Source organism: Haliea alexandrii (assembly GCF_003719295.1).
In the GTDB taxonomy this organism is placed as follows: Bacteria; Pseudomonadota; Gammaproteobacteria; order Pseudomonadales; family Halieaceae; genus Haliea; species Haliea alexandrii.
The window spans coordinates 317,289-338,627 of record NZ_RFLW01000002.1 but is presented as its reverse complement, the minus strand read 5'-3'; the positions used below and the strand labels follow the sequence as shown (position 1 = coordinate 338,627).

Sequence of the window (21,339 nt, the reverse complement as noted above, 5' to 3'; positions counted from 1 at the left end):
CTGCCCTACTTCGACAGGTAGGCCATCGCCTCTTCCAGTCCGTGCAGGGTCAACGGGTACATGTGCCCCTCCAACAGTTTGTGGGTCATGGCGGTGGATTGCGTGTACTCCCATTCTTCCCGGGGCACGGGATTGATCCAGGCCACTTTTTCGTAGGTCTGTTTCAGGCGACGCATCCAGACCTCTCCAGACTCTTCGTTCCAGTGTTCCACCGAGCCGCCGGGCTGGGCGATCTCATAGGGCGACATGGCTGCGTCGCCGACAAAAATCACCTTGTAGTCGTGACTGTACTTGTGCATGACGTCGAGCAGGGGCACTCGCTCGTTGTGCCGACGCACGTTGTTGCGCCACACGCTCTCGTAGATGAAGTTGTGGAAGTAGTAGTACTCCATGTGCTTGAATTCGGTGCGCGCCGCCGAGAACAGCTCCTCACAAACCCGTACGTGAGGGTCCATCGACCCACCCACATCAAAGAACAGAAGCACCTTTACCGCGTTGTGGCGCTCGGGCACCATCTTGATATCCAGCAGGCCCGCGTTGCGCGCGGTTGAGCGAATCGTATCGTCCAGGTCCAGCTCGTCCGCTGCCCCGGTGCGCGCAAACTTGCGCAGACGGCGCATCGCCACCTTGATGTTGCGCGTGCCGAGCTCGACACTGTCGTCGAGGTTGCGGAATTCGCGTTTGTCCCACACCTTCACGGCCTTGCGGTTGCCGCCATTGGGCCCCACCCGAATACCCTCCGGGTGATAGCCCTGCTGACCGAACGGTGAAGTCCCGCCCGTGCCAATCCACTTGTTACCGCCTTGATGGCGTTCCTTCTGCTCTTCCAGACGCTTTTTGAATTCCTCGATCAGCTTTTCCAGCCCGCCCAGGGATTCAATCTTTGCCCGGTCTTCCTCCGAGAGCTGCTTCATGAACTCGGCGCGTAACCAGTCGTCCGGAATGATGGCCTCAATCACATCATCGAGCCCCTCCAGATCCTTGAAGTGTGCTCCAAACGCCCGGTCGAAGCGGTCGAAGTACTTTTCATCCTTGACCATGCAGGTACGGCTGAAATAGTAGAAATCATCGATAGAGGCAAAGACCACGTGCTGCCGGATACCGCTGAGCAGATCCAGTAGCTCACGTGTTGTCACCGGTACCCCGGCATCACGCAGCCCATGGAAAAAATTGACCAACATGGGGTCAGCGTGTCTCGCGGCGGTGCATGAAGGCCAGACGCTCCAGCAGGTGCACGTCCTGCTCGTTCTTCAGCAGCGCGCCATACAACGGCGGTATGGCCTTGCTGGCATCGCGATTCTTGAGCACCTCATCGGGAATATCGTCGGCCAGAATGAGTTTCAGCCAATCAATCAGCTCCGAGGTGGAGGGTTTCTTCTTCAGGCCGGGAATGGAGCGCAAATCAAAGAACACTTCCATGGCCTCCTGCACCAGCGCCTGCGCGATACCGGGATGGTGTACATCGATGATCGCGCGCATGGTGTCGCGATCGGGGAAATTGATGAAGTGAAAGAAACAGCGCCGCAGGAACGCGTCCGGCAATTCCTTTTCGTTGTTGCTGGTGATGATGATGATCGGGCGATGCCGCGCACGCACGGTGGCGCCGGTTTCATAGACAAAGAACTCCATGCGATCCAGTTCGACCAGCAGGTCGTTGGGGAACTCGATATCCGCCTTGTCGATCTCGTCAATCAGCAGCACCACCTGCTCTTCGGCCTCGAATGCCTCCCACAACTTGCCCTTCTTGATGTAGTTGCCGATGTCGTGGACTTTCTCGTTGCCCAGCTGTGAGTCGCGCAGGCGGGACACTGCATCGTACTCATAGAGGCCCTGCTGGGCCTTGGTAGTGGATTTGATGTGCCACTGAATCAGACGCTTGCCGAGGCCGAGTGCCACCTCCTCGGCGAGCATGGTCTTGCCAGTTCCCGGCTCACCCTTGATCAACAGCGGGCGCGCCAGAGTCACCGCAGCGTTTACCGCCATGCGCAGATCATCGGTCGCGACGTAGCGCTCAGTTCCCTCGAATTTCATCATCAGTTCCATACTCGTGAAAAAGAAAGCCGCAAAGGGTAGCGAGCACTGCGCGGCTAATCAAGGGGCTTTCTCATTGTCACCGCTATCCGGGTCTGTCGCGCTGAGCCCGGACACCACCGTGTCCTCCGAGCCACCGCGCGAGGCGTCGAAGCGCCGCTGCCAGATCGCCATTTTGCGCTTGCGGCGGCGCCGATACACCCAGAACGCCACGGCCAGCGCCAGCAGTAACAGCGCGATGAGCGTCACCGCCGGGCGTTGCAGGTCCTGTTCGGAGACCTCGGCGGGGCGCGTACTGATCGCGGGCGCCGCTTCCTCGGCGATGACCTCCACGTACAGGGGCAGCTCGCGCTCAAGCGTTTCGCCACGCAGCTGTACCAGCACCTGATAGCGGCCACCCCGCTCGAATGCGGGAACGCTGACACGGTATTCACCGGTCGCGGGAACCGGATAGCGGCCGCTGACGTCAATCGACTCGCTGTATCCGTCCGGGCCGGTAACCTGCACGGCCAGCGTGAACAGCTGCAACAACTCGGGCTGGGAGATAACTCCCTCGGCATCGCGCAGGCGGATACCCAGTTCAGTCACCCGTCCTGCCGGCAGGCTGTTGGGTAGCGGGTCGACTTCCAGCTTCAGGTCGGAGATCACTGACACCCGGCTGCGTGCGCCATCCGGGGCGGCCAGTGTCCAGGCACCACGTTCCGGGGATGTGACCGTTACCAGCGCGAACTGGCTGCTCTCGAACCAGTCGACGCCATCAGCACGCTGCTCCGGGCTATAAACGCTGCCGGCGGGACTGGTAAGCGTCACTTCGGCGCCGGCCTCCTGCAGAAAAACCAGTGCCGTGAACTCGTCTACTGTGTCGTCAATGAGGAAAATATTGCCCACGATCGGCACACGCGCCGTCGGTGCGACCATTTCCAGCGACTGCACGAAGATTTCGGTCAGCTGGGCTGCGGTGCGCGCCTTTTCTGCAAGCCCTGCCGTGCTGTTGGCGAGCGCGCGCAAGAAGGTCCAGTCCGCCTCTTCCGACAGTGCAATGGTGTGTACCGGAATACCAGTTGCGCCCAGCTCAGGTGCAGTATTCGCCAACAGGTCGCGCGCTGCAGTGGCGTTCGCCATGGGCGAAGCCGAAAGATCCACCTTGCCGTCCGTCAACAACACCACGCTGGTGCGGTAGGTCGGATCCATGCTGCCGAGATCATAGGTGGCCGCTGCCAGCGCCGCCGGAATATTGGTGCGCTGGCCTGAGTTATCGATACGAGCCACAGCATCCAGTGCGCGCTCTCGCCATTGCGCATCGACAACCTGATGAGGAACAATTTGCTGTACGTTCTCACCGAAAATCCATACCCCGGCGCGCGCACCGTCGGGCAAAAGGCGGACGATCAATTCCAGTGCGGGCCCACGCAGGTTGTCCGGGTCGGACTCTTTCATACTGCCCGAGATATCGATCAACAGGCGCAGGTCCGGTTGTGGGCCCAACGGGGTTTGCGCCTGCAGGTGTGACGAGGCACTGAGCAGTAGCGCACAGAGCAGGACAAAACGTGAGATGAATCCAGTTGGTCTTTGCAGAACGGACATAACAGCTCCTCCGGATCAGTGATCGCCAGGTGCATGCCGTGCGCGGCGCAACACGGTGAAATACAGTAACAGAGTCAGTAACAACGCAAGCCCCAGGGCAGCCACCAGCGGTCTAACCGCGTGGGCGGCGGCCTCTGGCCCCTCTGTCAGCATCTGGAATGCGGCGACAACAAGCGCGGGTGCAAACGTGTTGACGCCTTCGTAAGGGTAGGCTGGTGTCATTAACAGCGCTGCCCCTGCCAGCAGCAGGAGCCAACGCCAGAGCGGGCTCCAGCGGCGCCGCAGCCACCAGAACAGCGCGCCCAGCGCACACAGCGCCGCGCCGAGGTAGACCAGCGTAGCTACGAGATAATCCGACTGCCCGGTCATCGCGGTTCCTCCTGCACCCACCGCACAATATGTTCTTCATGGCTATCCGGGTGCACGTGATCCTCAGAGACTACACGTCCACGCACGGAAATACCCGCCCTGTGTACGGAGTCGGCATCGCCAGACAGCAACGGATGCCAGAGATACAGCGGCTCGCCACAGGCACGCAAGCGATAGGCACAGGTGGCGGGCAACCAGGCCAGCGCCTCGGCAATATTGTCTGGCTGCAGGGTAATACAGTCGGCGACTAGACGGCTGCGTTGCGTGTATTCGCGGCACCGACAGCTCTCGCTGTGCAGATAGCGACAGCTGACACGGGTGTAGAACACTTCGCCATTGTCGGCGTCCTCGAGCTTGTGCAGGCAACAGCGGGCACAGCCGTCGCAGAGCGCTTCCCACTGGCTCGGCGTCAGTGTGTCCAGTGGTTGCTCCCACCAGTCAGTCACGGGCGTTCTCCCGCTGCTTCAAGACAGCATCCGCCGGCGGCATTTGCAGGAAAAAACCCTGCGCCTCGATTGCGGCCAACACCTCCGCCGCTGCGACCCGCGCCAGCTTCCGGCCTTCCGACAGGGCCAGAACAAGCACCGGTTGTGGGTCGCCGAAGCGCGCCAGCAGGGGTTCGGGCACACGGGCACACCCCTCTGCCTTGTCCACGTAGAGGTACATTTCCGCTTTCAACGGACTGCGAAACACCTGGCAAATACGGGTCACAGTCCCTTCTCCTCAAGCAGCTTGCGCAACGGAGCAATGACTTTCTCGGCACGCCAGCCCGACCAATTTATCGGGCTCTCCTGCACCTCGCCGCGCTGCTGCCGCAGCAGGAGTTCATAGTCGCGCGCTGCGAGCAGTGCCTCGGGGGCGGCATTGAGTTCACTGGCGATCTCACGCGCGCGGTGCTTCAGTGCCTGCAACAGTTTACGCCCCGCCGGATCCAGTGGTTGCGGCAGTCGCCCGGGTAGTTGGTCCTCGGGACAGTCGCGCTGCGTGGCCAGTAATTCCAGCAAGGCATTGCCGTCGCGACGCAGTGAGCCGCCACTGAGCAGCCCAAGCTTTTCCAGAGCCGTCATAGACTGCGGGTCGGCCTCGGCGATCCCGAAACAGGCGGCATCATCAATCACCCAACCGCGGGGTTTGTTGCGCTCGCGCGCTGCCGTTTCGCGCCAGGCACAAAGCGCTATCAACCTGGCGGTGGCACGGCGGTCCAGTTTCCAGGCCGATTTGATGCGCGCCACGCCACTGCCTGGCGGTGCGCGGTAAGCCGCCAGCACATCCGCCCCGTCCGCCAGCAGCCAGTCCAGCTTGCCCTGTGCCGCACAGTCGGCAGCGAGGCGTTGCCACACGGGCAGCAGGTGCGCCACATCCTGCGCCGCATACTCGCACTGTGCCGCGCTCAACGGGCGTTGCAGCCAGTCCGAACGGGTTTCATCCTTCGGTATATCAACCCCCTCGCAGGCGAGGACCAGCGCGCGGTAACCAATACCAAAACCCATGTTCAGCAGCGCCGCGGCGCGCTGGGTGTCAAACAGCGGTTCGGGGAGCACGCCCAGCCAGCGATCGAACACCTCCAGGTCTTCGCTGGGCGAGTGCAATACCTTCACCGTGTTCGGGTCCTGCATCAGCCGGCGCAGCGGTTGCAGATTACTCAACTGCAGTGGATCGACCAGCCAGGCTTCATCGCCGAAACAGAGTTGCACCAGGGCCACCTCGGGGAAAAAGGTGTTGCGGCGCATGAATTCCGTATCGACCGCCACGGCAGGTGCGCCTGCAAAACGCTCAAGCATTGTCTCTAGCGCGCTGTCAGACTTGATCAAATGCCACTGCATTCAGGCGCCTCCACTGAGTTGGCGGCGGCCGGTAAAGGCGTGCGCAAGTGTATTGCCATCAACATATTCCAGTTCGCCACCCAGCGGCACACCGTGGGCAATTCGCGACACGCGAATACCGCGTGGCAGCAGCATGTCCGATAAATAATAGGCCGTCGCCTCCCCTTCCACGGTGGGGTTGGTCGCCAGGATGACCTCGGTGATTCCCTCGTCGATCACACGCGCCTGAAACTTGTCCAGACCGATTTCGGCCGGACCAATGCCGTCTATCGGGGAAAGATGCCCCATCAGCACAAAGTACAGGCCCCGGTAGCTGCCACTCTGCTCAACCGCGAGCACATCCGCGGGCGTTTCCAGCACGCAAATAGTCTGCCGGTCGCGGCGCGGGTCAACGCAGATTTCGCACACGTCGAGCTCGCTGAAATTCCGGCACTGCGTGCAGTGGTCGATGCGATCCATGGCGACGCGCAAGGCCTCGGCCAGTGCCAGCGCTCCCGCCCGATCGCGCTCAAGCAGGTGCATGGACATGCGCTGGGCAGACTTGGGACCGACGCCCGGCAAGCACCGCAGCGCATCTATCAATTGCCCGAGGGCGGGGCTGAATTTCATGGTGTCCTCAAAACGGCAGCTTGAAGCCCGGGGGAAGGTTCATGCCCGAGGCCAGGCCCGCCATGGATTCGCGATTCTGTGCCTCTACCCGGCGCACGGCGTCGTTCACCGCCGCAGCCAAGAGGTCTTCTAGCACCTCTCGCGACTCGCTGAGCACGCTGTCATCAATGCGTACCTGCTTGACGTCGTGGCGACCCGTCATGGTCACGCGCACCAGGCCAGCTCCCGCTTCACCGGTAACCTCTTTTTGTGCCAGTTCTTCCTGCGCCTTCTGCATGTCGGCCTGCATTTTCTGCGCCTGTTGCATCAGGTCGTTAATACCTTTCATCTGTTTTTCCTCACGAATCCAGGGGCGTTATGGAACCCCGATCCAGTTCACCATCGAAACGCTGAATGAGTTGCTGTACGCGAACGTCACTCTCAATAGCAGCCTCGGCCTCGCGCTGGCGCTCTTCCCGTTCGCGGGCCAGACGCATGGCGGGGGTCTCCCCGGTGGGGCGGCCGGGCTCTATGGAAACTGACACCGGGGTGTCGAAGTAGTTCTGTAAAGCCAGGCGGATACGCTCGGCATGTCCGGGGTTGAAAAGCCCCAGTTGATTGTCGTCCAGCACGAAGCGGAACTCACTGCCTTGCTGCTGTTCCAGCGCGCAATGCGAGGCAATACTCAGCACCATGCCAGCCAGACCCAACCGCGCCAGCAAATCGGGCCATTCGGCGCTGGTAGTCAGTGCCGGCGAGCTGGAACGATCCAGTTGCATGCTGGCGACAGGCGCTGGCGGCTGCGGTACGACGGGTGCGGGTAGCGGCGTTTCCGGCTGCGCGGCACCGGCGTTGGCGCCACCCGTCTCAGGCCCCGAGGCAGAGGGTTCACCGTCCAACGAGGGCAGGCTTCCGTCGTCGGGCAGCAGCGCCGGACGGAAGGCCAGCATGCGCAGTACGGTCATCTCGAATCCGCTGCGCGGGTCCGCGGCATGCGGCAGGTCGCGCTTGCCATTGAGCGCCATCTGGTAGAAAAGCTGCGCATCTTCCGCGGTCAGCGCCGCGGCAAGACTCACAACACGCTCTGCATCACCGCGGCTGGTATCGGCGTGATCGGGCAGCATCTGGGCAACCGCAACCCGGTGCAGAAGACCCAACAGTTCCGCCAGTGCGGAGTCGAAATCCGGTGCATGTTCCGCCATGTGCGCGACCGCGGCGAGTGCAGCCGCTGCGTCGCCCGCCGCCACGGCCTCCAGCACGGCATACACGAAGGTCATATCCACCGTGCCCAGCATGCTGCGCACACCCGCCTCGGTGATGCCACCGGCACCGAATGCAATGGCTTGATCGGTGAGGCTCAAGGCGTCGCGCATGCTGCCATCAGCAGAGCGCCCCAGCAGCCACAGGGCCGGTTCTTCGTAGCGGATCATCTCGGTATCCAGCACCGCCGCCAGGTGCGCCGCGATCTGCTCTGGCACCATGTTTTTCAGGTTGAATTGCAGGCAGCGCGACAACACGGTAGCCGGGAGCTTCTGGGGATCGGTTGTGGCGAGCAGGAACTTGACGTGCGGCGGCGGCTCTTCGAGCGTTTTCAGCAGCGCATTGAAGCTGCTGTTTGACAGCATGTGGACTTCGTCGATCAGATAGACCTTGTAGCGCGAGCGCGTGGGGGCGTACTGCACGTTCTCCAGCAGTTCCCGCGTATCCTCGACCTTCGTGCGCGAAGCGGCGTCCACCTCGAGCAGGTCCACACTGCGCCCCTCGGCAATTTCCACACAGGAACTGCAGCTGCCGCAGGGTTCAGAACTGACACCGGCTTCACAGTTCAGACTTTTGGCGAGAATGCGCGCGATTGTGGTCTTGCCTACGCCGCGCGTGCCGGTGAAGAGGTACGCGTGATGCAGACGGTCGTGGTCCAGCGCGTTTACCAGCGCTTGCAATACGTGTTCCTGGCCCACCATTTCGCTGAAACGACGGGGCCGCCACTTGCGGGCGAGTACCTGATAAGACATGTCAGACTGGCCTTGCCGAAAAGCGCCAAGGATACACCACCCCCGGGGAAGGGGCACAGGCAATTCAGGAAAGAGGCAACCCGGGCAGCCACACCCCGGCACACGCATCAGTAACTACCGTTGCTCCCTTCCGGGCCTGGCGGGGTTCGCTACCTGGCGTTGCGAGGGGACCACCCGGGTCACCGGGGCGGCATTCTCCTTGAATCGCACCCCGGCTGCAACCACTTGCGTGCGCCCAAGGACAGGGCACTGCCAGCGCTGTCGCCTGGGCGGATTACACAGAGCGCTTTCAATTCGATGTTAAATGCTCTAACATTAAATGTTACTGCCATTAACATTCGAGCTGCAACCCATGCCGGTTTTGCTTCCACGTCGCTACGTCACGTTTCTGCTCAGCCTTATGGCCGCGCTGCTGGCTACCGCGCTACTGACGGTTACCATCACCCTGCGCGCCGGCTCGGAGGAGCAGCCAACACCCGCCCCCCTGCCCGTTGCGGTGTTGCCTTTTGTCGAGGAGAACAGCTACACCGAAGCCATACAGCTCTCCGGAGTCGTGCAGGCCACGGCGCGCGCCCAGCTCGCTTTTGAAGTGCCGGGCCTGCTACTGGAGCTCACGGTGGAGGAAGGCAGCGCCGTGACCGCCGGACAGATTCTCGGGCAACTCGACACCCGCCAGCTGCAGGCACAGAAAAACATGGCCAGTGCGGACCTGGCGAGTGTGGACGCCGAGCTGCAATTGGCGCGCCTGCGCCTCGAGCGCAGCGAGCGTTTGCGTAAAACCGGCGCCGTTTCAGCCCAGGACTACGATGAGGCCCGTTTGACGGCGGATGCGCTGGACAACCGCAAAGGCGCGGTGCTGGCGAGGCTGGAAACCCTGGACATCGACCTGGAAAAATCAGCGCTGAGAGCGCCCTATGACGGGGTTGTCGCCACGCGCCATCTGGATCCGGGGACGGTATTGCAGGCGGGTGAGCCGGTCATGCAGCTGGTCTCGGTGGATGCGCTGGAAGCGCGCATCGGCATTCCCGCTGCGCGACTCAGTGATCTCGAGGCGGGGGCACGTTACACGCTGCAACTGCGTACCGGCGCCATCGAAGCCACCCTGACGGCCCTGCGCCGGGATGTGGATACCCGTACCCACACCGCAATCGCGGTCTTTCAGCTGGCACCCGTCACTGAAGTACTCGATGGTGAAGTGGTCAGCGTGACGCTCCATCGCAGTGTACAGGCACGAGGTGGCTGGGTGCCTGTCAGTGCTCTGCTTGAAGGCGAGCGTGGCGCATGGACAGTGTTGCGTATCGAAGAACAGCACGATGGTCGCCATGTCGCCCTGCGCGAGGCTGTCGAGGTGCTCGCCGTGAACGCTGATCAGGCGTTTGTGCGGGGTAGTCTGCAGGCAGGACACAGCGTTGTCGCCGACGGCATACACCGCATTGCCGCAGGGACAACCGTGCAACCTGTGGAGTACTGAACATGCTTGCGCGTCTGCTCTACGGCAATACCCGCTACTTCATTCTGCTGGTTATGGTGGTGCTGGCCGTCGGTATAGCCAGCCTGCGTTCCATTGCACGGCAGGAAGATCCCACCATTACCAACTTTGTGGCGCACGTGACAACCTTCTATCCCGGCGCCGACCCAGCGCGGGTGGAGGCGATCATCACACGTCCCCTGGAAGACGAACTGCGGCAGATCGCGGAAATCGACGAGCTGAATTCGGTCTCTGGTACCGGCGTCTCCAGCCTCACCATATCCTTGGTAGAGAGCCTTTCCGATGCAGACATCGAACGCAGCTGGTCGGAGATTCGCGACGCACTCGGCGATGCCGCCGCCCAGTTCCCGACGGGGGCGAGCGCGCCGCTGTTTGATGATGACCGGCTGAAGTCCTACACCATGCTGGTCGCCTTGCGGGCCAGGGACGGCAACACGGCGCCGCTGTCACTGGTACACCGCATCGCGCTGGATTTTGCCGATGCTGCGCGCAATTTCAGCGGCACGGAGCGCGTGGACCTGTTCGGTGAACCGAGCGAGGAAATCCGCGTGGCCATCGACGAAGTCGCCCTCGCCAGCCGCGGCCTGAGTGCCGCTGATGTTGCGGCGGCGCTGCAGGGCGCAGACCCGCGCGCTGCAGCAGGGCGCAGTACCGGCAGTGGCAACGACCTGCTGATTGAAGTGGGTGGCGAGTTCGACACCACGGCGCGCGTACGCGATGTTTTACTGCGCGCTACGGCGGATGGAGGCGCGATACGGGTAGGCGACATTGCCGATGTGTACCGCGCGCGCTCCACCCCGCCTGCCGCGCGGGTTCTGGTGCAGGGCGCGGAAGGTATCCTGATTGGCGTGGCGATGAAAGACGGCCTGCAGGTCGACCGCTGGGCCACCGATTTCACCAATTTTGTGGCCACCTACAATACACTGGCGCCCGATGGCATCAGTATCGAGATCAGCTACGATCAAAGCGTGTATACCGAGGAGCGCTTGCGCAGCGTTGTTGCCAATCTCGCGCTCGGCGTATTGCTGGTACTGCTGGTGTTGCTGTTCACTATGGGCTGGCGCGCTGCGGTGGTGGTTGCCTGCATCCTGCCCCTGTGTACCTTGTTTTCCGTCACCGTGCTCTATCACGCCGGCATTGCGATCCACCAGATGTCGGTTACCGGCCTGGTGGTAGCGCTCGGGTTGCTGGTGGACGGCTCCATCGTCATGACTGACGAAATCCGCAAGCGCCTGATCGACCATGGCGACAGCCCGCTTTCCTCCATCACCGGCGCGGTGTCACGGTTGCGCGTTCCCCTGCTCTCTTCAACGGTCACCACCGTACTGGCATTCATGCCCATGGTGATTCTGCCCGGCCCTTCGGGGGACTTCATGGGGTCCATCGCCATCGCCGTGGTGGTCATGCTGACCGGTTCGCTGCTGCTGGCATTGATTGTCACGCCTGTGCTCGCCGCCTGGTTATTGCCGCGTGGACTGACGCGCAGCGGCCGCTGGTGGGAAATGGGTATTGCCAGCGGCCGCCCCGGCACTCTCCTGGTTCGCGCATTGGACTGGTCGCTGCGCAACCCGGCCAGCTCCGTGGCCCTGGCCCTGGTGTTGCCGGTGACGGGTTTTCTCACCTTCCCCACGCTCACGGCGCAATTCTTTCCCGGCACCGACCGCGACCAGATGTACCTGCAGGTGAAGCTGCCAGATGGCCGTTCCATTGACGACACCACTGCGCTGGTCAAGCGGCTGGATGAAGACCTGCGTGCAGAACCCCTGGTGCGCAGGGTTGACTGGACCATTGGCGAGAGCACACCGCCCTTCTACTACAACATGTTCCGCACCCGGGAGGCCATGCCCAGCTGGGCCGAAGCACTGGTGCTGACCACCGACCCACGTGCTACCGACGCCCTGATCCGGCGCCTGCAGCGCGCCGTGGACCGGGACTACCCCGCGGCGCGCATCATCGTGCGCGGTATCGACCAGGGGCCGCCGGTGATGGCCCCGCTGGAAGTGGAAATCTATGGTGACAATCTTGATGTGCTGCGCGAACTGGGTGAAGCCTTTCGCCTGCGCATGGAACAGCTGGCGGATGTGACGCACACCAATACCAGCCTGGCCGCTGGCGCGCCAAAATGGGTGTTTCATGCCAACGACATGCGGCTGCAGCTGTCGGGTGTAAGCCAGCGCGATGTGGCAGCGGCACTGCAGGCGGCGCTGCAGGGCATCAGCGGCGGCGAGGTGCTGGAAGGCACGGAACGGCTACCCGTGGTCGCTCGCTTGCAGGAGGAGCGCTGGAGCAGCCCGGGAGATATCGGCAATCTGCACTTGCCGCTGGCGGGCCTGCAGGAGAGCACCGGTATGCCGGGTGTTGCGCTGCACAGCCTCGGAGAATTCGCGCTGGAGCCAGCCCGCAGCCCGATCAGCCGCACGCGCGGCGAACGTACCAACACCGTCCAGGCCTACCTCACACGGGGCGTGTTACCGGAGGAGGCGCTCAGCCAACTGCGTGACGATCTGCTCGCCAATCCCATCGCAATGCCGGAAGGCTACCGGTATGGATTCGGTGGAGACAGCGACGAACGTACCGAAGTTGTACACGACATCATGGCGCCAATGGGCATGATTCTCGCGCTGCTGATTGCCACCATTGTCCTCACATTCAACTCGTGGCGGCTTTCCGCCGTCGCTGGTATCGTCTGCGTCTGCTCCATCGGGCTCAGCCTGCTGTCACTGGCCATCTTCAAATATCCCTTTGGTATTCAGGCGCTGATTGGCGTGATCGGTTCGATTGGCGTATCGATCAACGCCGCCATCATCATCATGACGGCCCTGCAGGAAGACAGCGGCGCCATGACCGGTGGCCGCTATGCGGTGCGCCGGGTGGTCATGGACTCCAGCCGCCACATTGTTTCAACCACGGTAACCACCTTCGGTGGCTTCCTGCCGTTGATACTCGAAGGTAGCCAGTTCTGGCCGCCTTTCGCCATGTCCATTGCGGGTGGCGTGCTGTTATCCACCGTTGTGTCGTTCTTCCTTGTGCCCCAACTCTTCGTGCTGTTCAAGCACGGTGGCACGCATACGATGCCACAGCCGCTACCCGCAACTGCGCTGGATGCACAACCATGAGCACGCGTTCCCCGGCCTATCACCACGGCGACTTGCGTAACGCCCTCATTCTCGCTGCTGCCGAGCTGATTGAGGAGCGCGGCGGCGCGGACTTCGCCATGGTAGACGCGGCACGCCGCGCCGGTGTCAGCAGCGCCGCCCCCTACCGCCACTTCAGCGATAAAACCGCCTTGCTGGACGCGGTAATCGATTTCGCCTTCTTCACGCTGGGTGAGCAAGTGGCAGCGGTCGTGCAAACCGAACCGCATGGCAGCGCCGAGGCAATTATCGCCATTGGCAAAGCCTATATCCGCTTTGTTTGTGAACACCGTGCGTTCTACGGCCTGATGTGGGGCGATGCGGGTATCCGCGCAATACGGGAAAGGAAGAGTGATGAGCGCAGTGCCGCAGGGTTCTACGTGTTGATGACCGCCGTAGAGCACTGGTGCACACATAACCCCGTGGATGAAGACAACGTGCTGCAGTTGAGCATAAAGCTCTGGTCCATGGCACATGGCCTGGCGGGTATTGCCCTCTATGGTCACGTGGAGCGCTTCCTGCCTGAAGCCGATGTATTTTCATTGCTTGAAAGCAGCACGCACACCTTTCTGGAGGGTCTGCGCAAGCGCCAATAACTGCGCGTCGGGCGGATGTTGAGGTATAGTGGCGCGGCTTGAGGCCTTCACAGCGAGACACCATGCAAAACACCCGACCCTACTCCCCGGACGCACCCAGCCGGGCGTCTATCGACCTGACCCCGGGTGAACTCCTGCTGGAGTTTGGAACCGACTGGTGTGGCCATTGCCGGGCCGCGCAACCCGCCATTGCAGAGGCGCTGCAAGCGCATACCGCACTCGCCCACCTCAAAATTGAAGACGGCAAGGGGCGCCCGCTTGGACGTTCCTTTGGTGTGACACTGTGGCCGACGCTGATACTGCTGCGCGCAGGGCAGGAAGTCGCACGCGTGGTGCGCCCCACGGCAGCCTTGCAAGTGACTCAACTGCTGCAACGCTGAACTCCTGATGGCCGCAAACACCGTCCCGGAAAACGACTGCCTGCCGCGGTTTCAGGCCCTCGATAGCTTGCTGTACCGGCACCGTGAGCTGTGGCAGCTGAGACCGTTTCACTATCGTGTGCTGCCCTGGTCGACAACCCATCCCACACTCGCTGCAGCGCTGCAGCGCCTGGATGACGCACAGCTGGCAACTCTGGAGGCTGCACCACTGGAGCGCCTGCAATGGTTGCAACCCTGGCTGGGTGAGGCCGCCACGCGCCTTGCCGAGCTGTGCGCCCTGCCCCGTTTACCGGCCCGCGATCTGGCGGTTCCTGCACGCCTGGATACAGGTATCCCCGGGCGCAAGTGGCAACAGATCAAGGCGTTCGCGGCGCGCATGCCCGACACCGACCAGCAGGTGCTTGAATGGTGCGCCGGCAAGGGGCATCTTGGCCGGCTGCTGGCGACGAGTGACCGGCGCCGGGTCACGAGTATCGAACGGGATCCCGAGCTCTGCCGCGCCGGACGGCAACTGGCGGCGCGCTGGGCGGCGGCGGCGGCGGTCGAGTTTTGCGAAATGGACGTACTGTGCGCCAACGCAGGCGCACTACTGCCACGTGGAGGGCACGCTGTTGCCCTGCATGCCTGTGGCGACCTGCACACCACGCTCTTGCAGCACTGGACACACAGCGAGTGCGCACGACTCAGCCTTTCACCCTGCTGCTACGACGCGATTGCCCAGCATGCCTATCAACCGCTTTCGCGCCCGGGGGCGGCAAGCGAACTGCGGCTGACTCGCACCGACCTGCAGCTGACCCAGCAGGAAACCGTGACGGGCAGTTGTGGTACACGTCGCAAGCGGCAACAGGAGCTGTGGTGGCGGCTGGCGTTTGACGAGTGGCAGCGCACTGCGCGCGCCAGCGATAGTTACCTGCCTCTGCCATCCCTGCCGACCGCTGTTCTGCGCGGCTCATTCAGCGATTTTTTGCGTTACGCCGCGGCGCTCAAGCACCTGCCAGCACCGGATACCGTGAATGAACAGCAGTGGCTTGAACAGGGCGCGCAGCGACGCAAACTACTGCGGCGTATTGAGCTCGTCACGCATGTGTTTCAACGCCCGCTGGAGATCTGGCTGGCGCTGGACCGCGCCCTGCTGCTGCAGGAAAGCGGCGCGGACGTGCGCCTCGGCACGTTCTGTGATTACCAGCTGACACCGCGTAATCTGCTGATTGACGCCCGGCGGCCAGAGCATGCGTGAGCCTGCGGCGCGGCACGTTGGTCGCTACCAAGCAGCCCAGTGGCAGGCCATTGCGGCGCTCGGCATCACCGCTGCGCTACTGCTGTTGCCGGGGTCGGCGCTCGCAGCACTCGCTGACTGGCTGGGCTTGGCGGACACGCCGGGTCCTCAGGTCAGCGGGTCTGACAAGCTCGTTCACGTGGCCCTGTTCGGGCTGTGCGGTTACACGAGCCTGCGCGCCTGGGGTGGTCGAATCACTCAGGTGGTGCAGATCGTCCTTGCACTGGCACTGTTCGCGGGGGCCACGGAGGTGCTGCAACTCTGGGTTCCCGGGCGTTCGGGCAGCGTCAGCGACTTCGTGGCGGACCTGCTCGGTGCGCTGGCGGGCATGGGGCTGGCGGCGCGCGCGATGATTTTGCCGGTTCGAGCCCCTTGAGTCAGGTCTGTGAAAATGACGGGATAACGCTATACTCAACGGTTTTGGATGCCTAACCCGCGAGGCAGCAGGCACAGCCCATGGTAAAGAAGCTACCCGAGAAAGCCGACCTGCGCGCCGACCTTGACCGTGAGACCCGGCGCTTTTTGCAGGCGGGTGGTGAAGTGGAGTCGGTGCCGTCCGGCGTGAGTGGCAAAGACCCCCTCGCTGCTCCTCTGTATCTGACCCGGCGGCTGTTCACCGAACCTCGCGCAGAGCGGACCCTGATTCCGGAGGTGGTCGCCGCCATCGAAGAGCGCCGCAAAGCACTACAGAAAAAGCAACCCGCGACGAAAAAAACCAATCGCGCCCGCCCTCGACGCAAGACAGTGTACGATGATTTTGGTGAACCGTTGCGCCAGATCTGGGTGGACGAATAACGCTACTGCGCACTGGCGCCATCCCCGGAGGCTGGTGCCGCTTCCTCTGCAAGCCCCGCCCCCGCCTCGGAGGTCAACTCGAAACTATGCTGCGGAATGTAGACCGTGAGACGCTGCCCGGCAATCAACTCGCCGGCCCGCAGTGACTTGCCGTCGATCAGTGCGCGCCATTGCGGGCCAACTCGCACCGTTGTCTGGTGCCCCGCACTGCCATCAACATGTACCGTGCGCACGGTCATGCGATTACCACTGACCCGTAACACCTCAACCTCGGCCTGGGCATAGAACACGCCGTCTCGCTGGTAAATGCCGCGGCAGATCTGCTCGATATCGGGGTAGCTGTCGTGCACCGCCTGCGACCAGGCGAAATTGTCACAGGTGGGCAAACGGGTGTCTATGTCGTACTGCGCCTGCACAGCAAGGCTAGCCAGCGCACAGCACAATACCCCAAAAATCCGGCAGCAACCGACCATTCTCACTCCTTCGCCATTTTCCAGGCAGCTTCCGGCCCAATGCGGTGAGCGCTCTGCAGACACCGCCTAAAAACGCGGGGCCACGCGGCGTCTATACTGATTACCGAAGCGGCAATCTGTACCCGGTAGCACATCGTATAAAGGCTAACGTTTTTCAGAGGTTTGCACCATGATTGAGCTGCACGAAAAAATCGATGTGCCGCGCCCTGTGCGCGAAGCATTCGACTATGTGAAAGACTTTCGCAGCACCCGGGAGTGGGATGCCACCGCCAGCGCTGCGGAGAAGTTGTCCGCGGGGCCGGTGGAGGTAGGCACCCGATTCCGCGTGACCTGTGATATGCCCGTCGGGTCCGTGGACCTGCTCTACACCGTCACGCACCTGGAGCAGGATAAATCCATTGAGCTGCACGGCACGTGTCGTCTGTTCGAGGTCACCGACGTCATTCACTTCTCTACATCCACTACCGGCACGCACATCGATTACCGGGCATCGTTCAGCTTCCACGTGCCGCTGGGGCCCACCGTGTCCGCGCTGCGCAAGGGCATGGAGAAAATGGGCTTTGAATCCCTGCAGGGGCTGAGGGCAGCGCTGGAGGACAACTATCCTGCACCGACCATCTCGGCCGGTAACGCACGCGCAGACCGCTGGGTGCTGCCCGGCGTCGCACGTTTCAGCCGGCGCGGCTACACGCTGGGTAAAAAGCACTGGAACCCGATGTCCGCGTGGATGGGAGACAAGCACGCTGTCATTACGGGGGCCACCTCCGGGCTCGGCCTGGCTACGGCGCGATCCCTCGCGGAACGCGGCGCTACGCTTACCCTGGTCATCCGCAACGAATCCCGCGCGCAGGAACTGATCAACACGCTGCAGCGGGAAACCGGCAACCCCAATATTTCCGTGGAAATTGCCGACTTGAGCCTGATGTCCGAGGTGCAGCGTCTGGTGGAGCGTCTGCTGCGCACCGAACTCCCGATCGACATTCTGGTAAACAACGCGGGTGCTCTCTTCAACGAGCGCACGCTGACCCCAGAGGGGCTGGAGCAGAGCTTCGCGCTTCTGCTGCTGTCACCCTACCGCCTTACTGAAGGGCTGAAGCCCCTGTTGCTGGCCGCCCCGCAAGCCCGTGTGATCAACGTGGTCTCCGGGGGCATGTACACGCAGCCATTGAAGGTGCGCTGGCTGCAGGCCCGGGAGGAAAACTACTCGGGCAGTGTAGCCTACGCCCGCTGCAAACGGGGCCTCATGGTGTTGACCGAACAGTGGGCCGAAGCCTGGGCCGATGAGGGTATCGTGGTCAATGCCATGCACCCGGGCTGGGCCGACACCCCGGGGGTGGAGTCGGCACTGCCCGGTTTTCACCGCATCACACGGCGTATTCTGCGCAGCCCCGAGGAAGGTGCCGACACCATCGTGTGGCTCGCGGTCGCCACTGAAGCGGGCAAGGCGAGCGGGGAGCTGTTTCTCGACCGGGAACCGCGCACGCCGCACTTGCTGCGCAAGACCGAAGGCGATGCTGCGCAACGCGAAGCCCTGCAACCCTACCTGGAGTCAGTCACTGCGGCCAAGCCGCGCAAAACCCCGGCGAAGCGACGCAGCGCTACGCGCAAGCAGGCGGCAACCGCGGGTTAAGCGGGTATACCGCCGGCACGGATTGACGCCCGTAGCGCTTGCATCGCAACTGAGCTGTGGCTACGGTAGTGCGCTCAACTGAGGGTCCTGCCATGTCCGATACCGCCGTTCTGCCATTCACTGTCGATATTTCCGATGCGGATCTGGAGGATTTGCAGCGTCGTCTCAGCACAACCCGGTGGCCGGAAAAAGAAACCTGCGATGACTGGAGCCAGGGTATACCACTGGCCTACACGCAGGAACTGGCAGGCTACTGGGCGCGCGAGTACGACTGGCGGCGTTGTGAGGCGGAGCTGAACCGCTGGCCACAGTTCCGCACCCGCCTCGACGGCATCGACATCCACTTCCTGCACTGCCGCTCGCCGCATGCCGGAGCTTTGCCCCTGATCATATCTCACGGCTGGCCCGGCTCGGTGCTGGAGTTTCGCCATATCATCGACGCGCTGGTAGACCCGGTTGCGCACGGAGGCAGCGCCGCTGATGCCTTCCATGTGGTAATTCCCTCCCTGCCCGGCTACGGTTTTTCGGGTAAACCGACTGGCACTGGCACCTCCGTGGAGCGCATTGGCCGCATGTGGGGCGAACTGATGGCGCGCCTCGGGTATAGCCGCTACATCGCGCAGGGGGGCGACTGGGGCAGCATGATCACCCAGAGTATTGGGCAGACGGAGACCGACCATTGCGCGGGCATCCACATCACCATGCCCATTGTGACGCCCGATCCGGAGACGATGAACGACCTCAAGCCGAATGAGCAGGCGGCACTGGAAGCGATGACCTTCTATGCCCAGTGGGACTCCGGATACTCGAAACAGCAGTCCACCCGCCCGCAGACCCTCGGTTATGGGCTGGCTGACTCGCCCGTCGGCCAGATGGCCTGGGTTGTGGAGAAATTCTACGCGTGGACAGACTGCGAGCGCGATGGCATCAAGCATCCTGAACATGTCATCAACCGCGATGAACTGCTCGACAACGTGATGCTCTATTGGTTGAACAACACCGGTGCAAGCTCGGCGCGGCTGTATTGGGAGAGCTTCAACAATCCTTCCATGCAGCCGATTGCCATGCCCACCGGGTGCTCAATCTTCCCCAAAGAGATTTTCCGCAGTAGCCGGCGCTGGGCCGAGCAGCGCTTCCAGAACCTCATTCACTGGAACGAGCTGTCGCAAGGTGGGCATTTCGCCGCGCTGGAGCAACCTGACGTACTGGTCAATGAGTTACGCACCTGCTTTCGCAGCCTGCGCTAGCACACTACAAAACAGGACCCGCTACATGTTTGATAGCCCAGAAAGCAGCAAGGCGGTTTTCAGCCCTTTTGCCTCGGAAGAGGTTTCACCGCCTTTTTCATCCCACTGGGAAGCGAAGCGGAGGGCCGCCGAGGCCTTGCGCGCACTCACCGAAGCCCTGGTAACCAGCGACGCCTCCACTGACTTCATTAATGCGCTGGCGCAGCGTCTCGAACGCGAGGCTCACCAGCTCCAGGCCGAGCCACGTCTCTACGGCCTGGCGGCATTCCTGAAGGATGGCAAACACGGTGGGCACGGTGAGGTGAATCATGAACTGAATGCGCTGGGCGGCTGGAGCAACCCTCTGTCGCCGGCACTCAATATGTGGCTCAAGGGGCGCGAGGCTTTCGGGACCGTGCGTTGCGGCTATGCCTACGAAGGGCCGCCCGGTTATATCCACGGGGGTTTTATCGCGGCTATTTTCGACCAGTTCCTCGGCATGGCGCAACTGGCAGGTGACAACCCCGGCATGACCGGTTCGCTGACCGTGCGCTACCACCGTCCGACACCGTTGAATCGCGATCTGGACCTGCACGCAACCCTGCAGGACACTGTGGGCCGCAAAACAGTGGTCACCGGCGAAATGCTGTTGGATGGCGAAGTGACCGCAAGCTGCGAGGCGCTGTTTATTCGCCCCCGCACTGCCTTGCTAGGCCCTTGAGTCGTTGCCCGGATTAGCCTTCGAAGCTATCGCTGGTGTTGAGGCTGGCTGAAAACGGCACCGGGGTGAAGCGACGCGGCGCCCCCTGTTCCCGATCCACATCGTTATCTGGCGGTTCGGCATGAGGCAACGGGGTGCGTCCCCGGGGCGGCGCTTCAAAACGTCGCGCCACGCTGAAGCCGGCGGCATCCAGCGGGTGCGACAGCGGGTCCACCTGCTGCGTCTCCGCGGATGGCGCCAGCGCCTCACCCAGGGCAGCCGGCGGTACCGGTCGCCGGCGACGATCCCCCGCGCGGGCCGCCCGGCCACCTGAGGCGTACGCCATCGACGCCCCACCACTGCCGATAAACTCCAGCCCCTGCAGTGCTGCATCGGTGGTTTCCACCGTGCGCTCACGGGCGAGCGGCACGTCGCATTCAGGCGGCGTTAACGCAAGCTCGTGCCGCTCCTGCGTCTGCCAGTGCGCGTCACCCTGCAGGGCCCGCTGACGCAAAACGTCATTGGCACAGGCGCTCCAGCGACCAAAATGTACGGATAGCGCCGGATCCGGCATACGGTGCTTGCGAAACTCGCGCTGCGCTGCCATGAAATGCTGCTTTACGGCGCGGTAATGAAAGATATGATCCTCGGTTTTCAGGTGCAGCGCTTGCCCGCCGCGGCGGAACATCACCATCTGCGGTGGCAGCACGCCCTGCACGCTGTGGAGCAGGTCGGCAAGAAAACACAGCCGGAAGGCATCGTGCCGATTGGTTTTACCCTGAGTGTCGCAGGGGATATACAGGTGGTTACCCAGCTCTGAGTAGCCGCTGGTACGCATCAACAACTGACTGGATGCTGCCAGCGGCCCCACGGCGAGCTGGCCGTTGACGATGAACTCCGTGCCGCTGCGCATGGCCGCCAGCGTTTCACTGCGCCGCAGTGTCTCCGGCGCATCCCAGTCGATCACTGTGACTTGCCGGCCATTGTTGGCGAGCAGTTCGGCGACTGCATCCTGCCGCCGGGCACTGTCGCCGGGGGGTACACTGCCTGCATCGGGCGCAACGCCGTGCGCGGGGTTTTCGAGCGTCAGGCGCTCCATCCAGCAGGCAAAGGGCGATTCCTTGAACAGCACCATGTCTTCGGATGTAAAGGTCAGTGTTCTGTCGACGCTGTAGAGGTACATGGGTGAGGACCAATTCCTTTGGTTTTTTTACCTTCCGAAGCAGGTACGTA

At 62.5% G+C, this 21,339-nt stretch carries 22 protein-coding genes and 1 other RNA gene; 10 read left to right on the top strand and 13 right to left on the bottom strand.

Features of this window, described 5'->3' with window-relative positions; translation table 11 throughout:
* Nucleotides 1-5: 5 nt before the first annotated feature.
* The 11 genes from EGJ68_RS09780 to ffs form a co-directional block, all read right to left on the bottom strand.
* Nucleotides 6-1,181: a vWA domain-containing protein gene (locus tag EGJ68_RS09780; RefSeq protein ID WP_123034365.1), complete on the bottom strand. Its 1,176-nt coding sequence runs from the start codon at nt 1,179-1,181 to the stop codon at nt 6-8.
* 4 nt (nt 1,182-1,185) lie between these two features.
* Nucleotides 1,186-2,031, bottom strand: coding sequence for an AAA family ATPase (locus EGJ68_RS09775; protein WP_123034847.1), 846 nt, complete (start codon nt 2,029-2,031; stop codon nt 1,186-1,188).
* 60 nt (nt 2,032-2,091) lie between these two features.
* Nucleotides 2,092-3,615, bottom strand: a complete 1,524-nt coding sequence (locus EGJ68_RS09770) for a VWA domain-containing protein (protein ID WP_123034364.1) — start codon at nt 3,613-3,615, stop codon at nt 2,092-2,094.
* A 15-nt stretch (nt 3,616-3,630) separates the two neighbouring features.
* Nucleotides 3,631-3,984, bottom strand: coding sequence for a hypothetical protein (locus EGJ68_RS09765; RefSeq protein ID WP_123034363.1), 354 nt, complete (start codon nt 3,982-3,984; stop codon nt 3,631-3,633).
* Complete coding sequence (locus tag EGJ68_RS09760; RefSeq protein WP_123034362.1) at nt 3,981-4,430, bottom strand: YcgN family cysteine cluster protein; 450 nt, start codon at nt 4,428-4,430, stop codon at nt 3,981-3,983. Before EGJ68_RS09760 ends, EGJ68_RS09765 begins: the two co-directional genes overlap by 4 nt.
* On the bottom strand, nt 4,423-4,695 hold the full coding sequence (locus EGJ68_RS09755; protein ID WP_123034361.1) for a YcgL domain-containing protein: 273 nt from the start codon (nt 4,693-4,695) through the stop codon (nt 4,423-4,425). Before EGJ68_RS09755 ends, EGJ68_RS09760 begins: the two co-directional genes overlap by 8 nt.
* The gene (gene rnd, locus EGJ68_RS09750; protein WP_123034360.1) at nt 4,692-5,807 is read right to left on the bottom strand and encodes a ribonuclease D; all 1,116 of its coding nucleotides are present in this window, start codon (nt 5,805-5,807) and stop codon (nt 4,692-4,694) included. Before rnd ends, EGJ68_RS09755 begins: the two co-directional genes overlap by 4 nt.
* On the bottom strand, nt 5,808-6,416 hold the full coding sequence (recR, locus tag EGJ68_RS09745) for a recombination mediator RecR (RefSeq protein ID WP_027949487.1): 609 nt from the start codon (nt 6,414-6,416) through the stop codon (nt 5,808-5,810).
* Between the two features lie 7 nt (nt 6,417-6,423).
* Nucleotides 6,424-6,744, bottom strand: a complete 321-nt coding sequence (locus EGJ68_RS09740) for a YbaB/EbfC family nucleoid-associated protein (protein WP_027949488.1) — start codon at nt 6,742-6,744, stop codon at nt 6,424-6,426.
* 10 nt (nt 6,745-6,754) lie between these two features.
* Nucleotides 6,755-8,407 carry a DNA polymerase III subunit gamma/tau gene (gene dnaX, locus EGJ68_RS09735; RefSeq protein WP_123034359.1) on the bottom strand — a complete coding sequence of 551 codons (1,653 nt, stop codon included), beginning with the start codon at nt 8,405-8,407 and terminating at the stop codon, nt 6,755-6,757.
* 79 nt (nt 8,408-8,486) lie between these two features.
* An RNA gene (gene ffs, locus EGJ68_RS09730) (signal recognition particle sRNA small type) lies at nt 8,487-8,583 on the bottom strand.
* 176 nt (nt 8,584-8,759) lie between these two features.
* On the opposite strand from ffs, the gene EGJ68_RS09725 reads away from it, so the two are divergent.
* From EGJ68_RS09725 to EGJ68_RS09695, 7 genes are all read left to right on the top strand, one after another.
* Nucleotides 8,760-9,878 (top strand): efflux RND transporter periplasmic adaptor subunit, encoded by a 1,119-nt coding sequence (locus EGJ68_RS09725; protein WP_158283597.1) that lies wholly within the window; start codon nt 8,760-8,762, stop codon nt 9,876-9,878.
* Between the two features lie 2 nt (nt 9,879-9,880).
* The gene (locus EGJ68_RS09720; RefSeq protein WP_123034357.1) at nt 9,881-13,012 is read left to right on the top strand and encodes an efflux RND transporter permease subunit; all 3,132 of its coding nucleotides are present in this window, start codon (nt 9,881-9,883) and stop codon (nt 13,010-13,012) included.
* Entirely contained in the window at nt 13,009-13,626 is a 618-nt protein-coding gene (locus tag EGJ68_RS09715) for a TetR/AcrR family transcriptional regulator (protein ID WP_123034356.1), read from the top strand. The genes EGJ68_RS09720 and EGJ68_RS09715 overlap by 4 nt, the downstream gene beginning before the upstream one ends.
* 62 nt (nt 13,627-13,688) lie before the next feature.
* Nucleotides 13,689-14,006 carry a thioredoxin family protein gene (locus tag EGJ68_RS09710; RefSeq protein WP_123034355.1) on the top strand — a complete coding sequence of 106 codons (318 nt, stop codon included), beginning with the start codon at nt 13,689-13,691 and terminating at the stop codon, nt 14,004-14,006.
* A gap of 7 nt (nt 14,007-14,013) precedes the next feature.
* The gene (locus tag EGJ68_RS09705; RefSeq protein ID WP_123034354.1) at nt 14,014-15,243 is read left to right on the top strand and encodes a methyltransferase; all 1,230 of its coding nucleotides are present in this window, start codon (nt 14,014-14,016) and stop codon (nt 15,241-15,243) included.
* Nucleotides 15,236-15,658, top strand: coding sequence for a VanZ family protein (locus EGJ68_RS09700; RefSeq protein WP_123034353.1), 423 nt, complete (start codon nt 15,236-15,238; stop codon nt 15,656-15,658). Before EGJ68_RS09705 ends, EGJ68_RS09700 begins: the two co-directional genes overlap by 8 nt.
* A gap of 80 nt (nt 15,659-15,738) precedes the next feature.
* Nucleotides 15,739-16,077, top strand: coding sequence for a hypothetical protein (locus tag EGJ68_RS09695; RefSeq protein WP_123034352.1), 339 nt, complete (start codon nt 15,739-15,741; stop codon nt 16,075-16,077).
* Between the two features lie 2 nt (nt 16,078-16,079).
* On the opposite strand, the gene EGJ68_RS09690 is transcribed toward EGJ68_RS09695, so the two are convergent.
* Nucleotides 16,080-16,550, bottom strand: a complete 471-nt coding sequence (locus tag EGJ68_RS09690) for a hypothetical protein (protein ID WP_123034351.1) — start codon at nt 16,548-16,550, stop codon at nt 16,080-16,082.
* Nucleotides 16,551-16,719: 169 nt separating this feature from the next.
* On the opposite strand from EGJ68_RS09690, the gene EGJ68_RS09685 reads away from it, so the two are divergent.
* The 3 genes from EGJ68_RS09685 to EGJ68_RS09675 all read left to right on the top strand — a co-directional run bounded on the left by EGJ68_RS09685 (nt 16,720) and on the right by EGJ68_RS09675 (nt 20,127).
* Nucleotides 16,720-18,180: an SDR family NAD(P)-dependent oxidoreductase gene (locus tag EGJ68_RS09685; RefSeq protein WP_123034350.1), complete on the top strand. Its 1,461-nt coding sequence runs from the start codon at nt 16,720-16,722 to the stop codon at nt 18,178-18,180.
* Between the two features lie 92 nt (nt 18,181-18,272).
* Nucleotides 18,273-19,427 (top strand): epoxide hydrolase family protein, encoded by a 1,155-nt coding sequence (locus EGJ68_RS09680; RefSeq protein ID WP_123034349.1) that lies wholly within the window; start codon nt 18,273-18,275, stop codon nt 19,425-19,427.
* A gap of 25 nt (nt 19,428-19,452) precedes the next feature.
* A complete protein-coding gene (locus EGJ68_RS09675; RefSeq protein ID WP_123034348.1) occupies nt 19,453-20,127 on the top strand; it encodes a PaaI family thioesterase in 675 nt (224 codons plus the stop codon).
* A gap of 13 nt (nt 20,128-20,140) precedes the next feature.
* On the opposite strand, the gene EGJ68_RS09670 is transcribed toward EGJ68_RS09675, so the two are convergent.
* Nucleotides 20,141-21,289: a hypothetical protein gene (locus EGJ68_RS09670; protein WP_123034347.1), complete on the bottom strand. Its 1,149-nt coding sequence runs from the start codon at nt 21,287-21,289 to the stop codon at nt 20,141-20,143.
* Nucleotides 21,290-21,339 lie beyond the last annotated feature (50 nt).

Coding starts and splice junctions, on each gene's coding strand:
- dnaX (WP_123034359.1), bottom strand. CDS start 8,407: ATGTCTTATCAGGTACTCGCCCGCAAGTGGCGGCCCCGTCGTTTCAGC.
- EGJ68_RS09765 (WP_123034363.1), bottom strand. CDS start 3,984: ATGACCGGGCAGTCGGATTATCTCGTAGCTACGCTGGTCTACCTCGGC.
- EGJ68_RS09775 (WP_123034847.1), bottom strand. CDS start 2,031: ATGAAATTCGAGGGAACTGAGCGCTACGTCGCGACCGATGATCTGCGC.
- EGJ68_RS09690 (WP_123034351.1), bottom strand. CDS start 16,550: ATGGTCGGTTGCTGCCGGATTTTTGGGGTATTGTGCTGTGCGCTGGCT.
- EGJ68_RS09740 (WP_027949488.1), bottom strand. CDS start 6,744: ATGAAAGGTATTAACGACCTGATGCAACAGGCGCAGAAAATGCAGGCC.
- EGJ68_RS09705 (WP_123034354.1), top strand. CDS start 14,014: ATGGCCGCAAACACCGTCCCGGAAAACGACTGCCTGCCGCGGTTTCAG.
- EGJ68_RS09675 (WP_123034348.1), top strand. CDS start 19,453: ATGTTTGATAGCCCAGAAAGCAGCAAGGCGGTTTTCAGCCCTTTTGCC.
- EGJ68_RS09710 (WP_123034355.1), top strand. CDS start 13,689: ATGCAAAACACCCGACCCTACTCCCCGGACGCACCCAGCCGGGCGTCT.
- EGJ68_RS09685 (WP_123034350.1), top strand. CDS start 16,720: ATGATTGAGCTGCACGAAAAAATCGATGTGCCGCGCCCTGTGCGCGAA.
- EGJ68_RS09715 (WP_123034356.1), top strand. CDS start 13,009: ATGAGCACGCGTTCCCCGGCCTATCACCACGGCGACTTGCGTAACGCC.
- EGJ68_RS09695 (WP_123034352.1), top strand. CDS start 15,739: ATGGTAAAGAAGCTACCCGAGAAAGCCGACCTGCGCGCCGACCTTGAC.
- EGJ68_RS09780 (WP_123034365.1), bottom strand. CDS start 1,181: ATGTTGGTCAATTTTTTCCATGGGCTGCGTGATGCCGGGGTACCGGTG.
- EGJ68_RS09720 (WP_123034357.1), top strand. CDS start 9,881: ATGCTTGCGCGTCTGCTCTACGGCAATACCCGCTACTTCATTCTGCTG.
- EGJ68_RS09670 (WP_123034347.1), bottom strand. CDS start 21,289: ATGTACCTCTACAGCGTCGACAGAACACTGACCTTTACATCCGAAGAC.
- EGJ68_RS09680 (WP_123034349.1), top strand. CDS start 18,273: ATGTCCGATACCGCCGTTCTGCCATTCACTGTCGATATTTCCGATGCG.
- EGJ68_RS09725 (WP_158283597.1), top strand. CDS start 8,760: ATGCCGGTTTTGCTTCCACGTCGCTACGTCACGTTTCTGCTCAGCCTT.
- rnd (WP_123034360.1), bottom strand. CDS start 5,807: ATGCAGTGGCATTTGATCAAGTCTGACAGCGCGCTAGAGACAATGCTT.
- recR (WP_027949487.1), bottom strand. CDS start 6,416: ATGAAATTCAGCCCCGCCCTCGGGCAATTGATAGATGCGCTGCGGTGC.
- EGJ68_RS09770 (WP_123034364.1), bottom strand. CDS start 3,615: ATGTCCGTTCTGCAAAGACCAACTGGATTCATCTCACGTTTTGTCCTG.
- EGJ68_RS09700 (WP_123034353.1), top strand. CDS start 15,236: ATGCGTGAGCCTGCGGCGCGGCACGTTGGTCGCTACCAAGCAGCCCAG.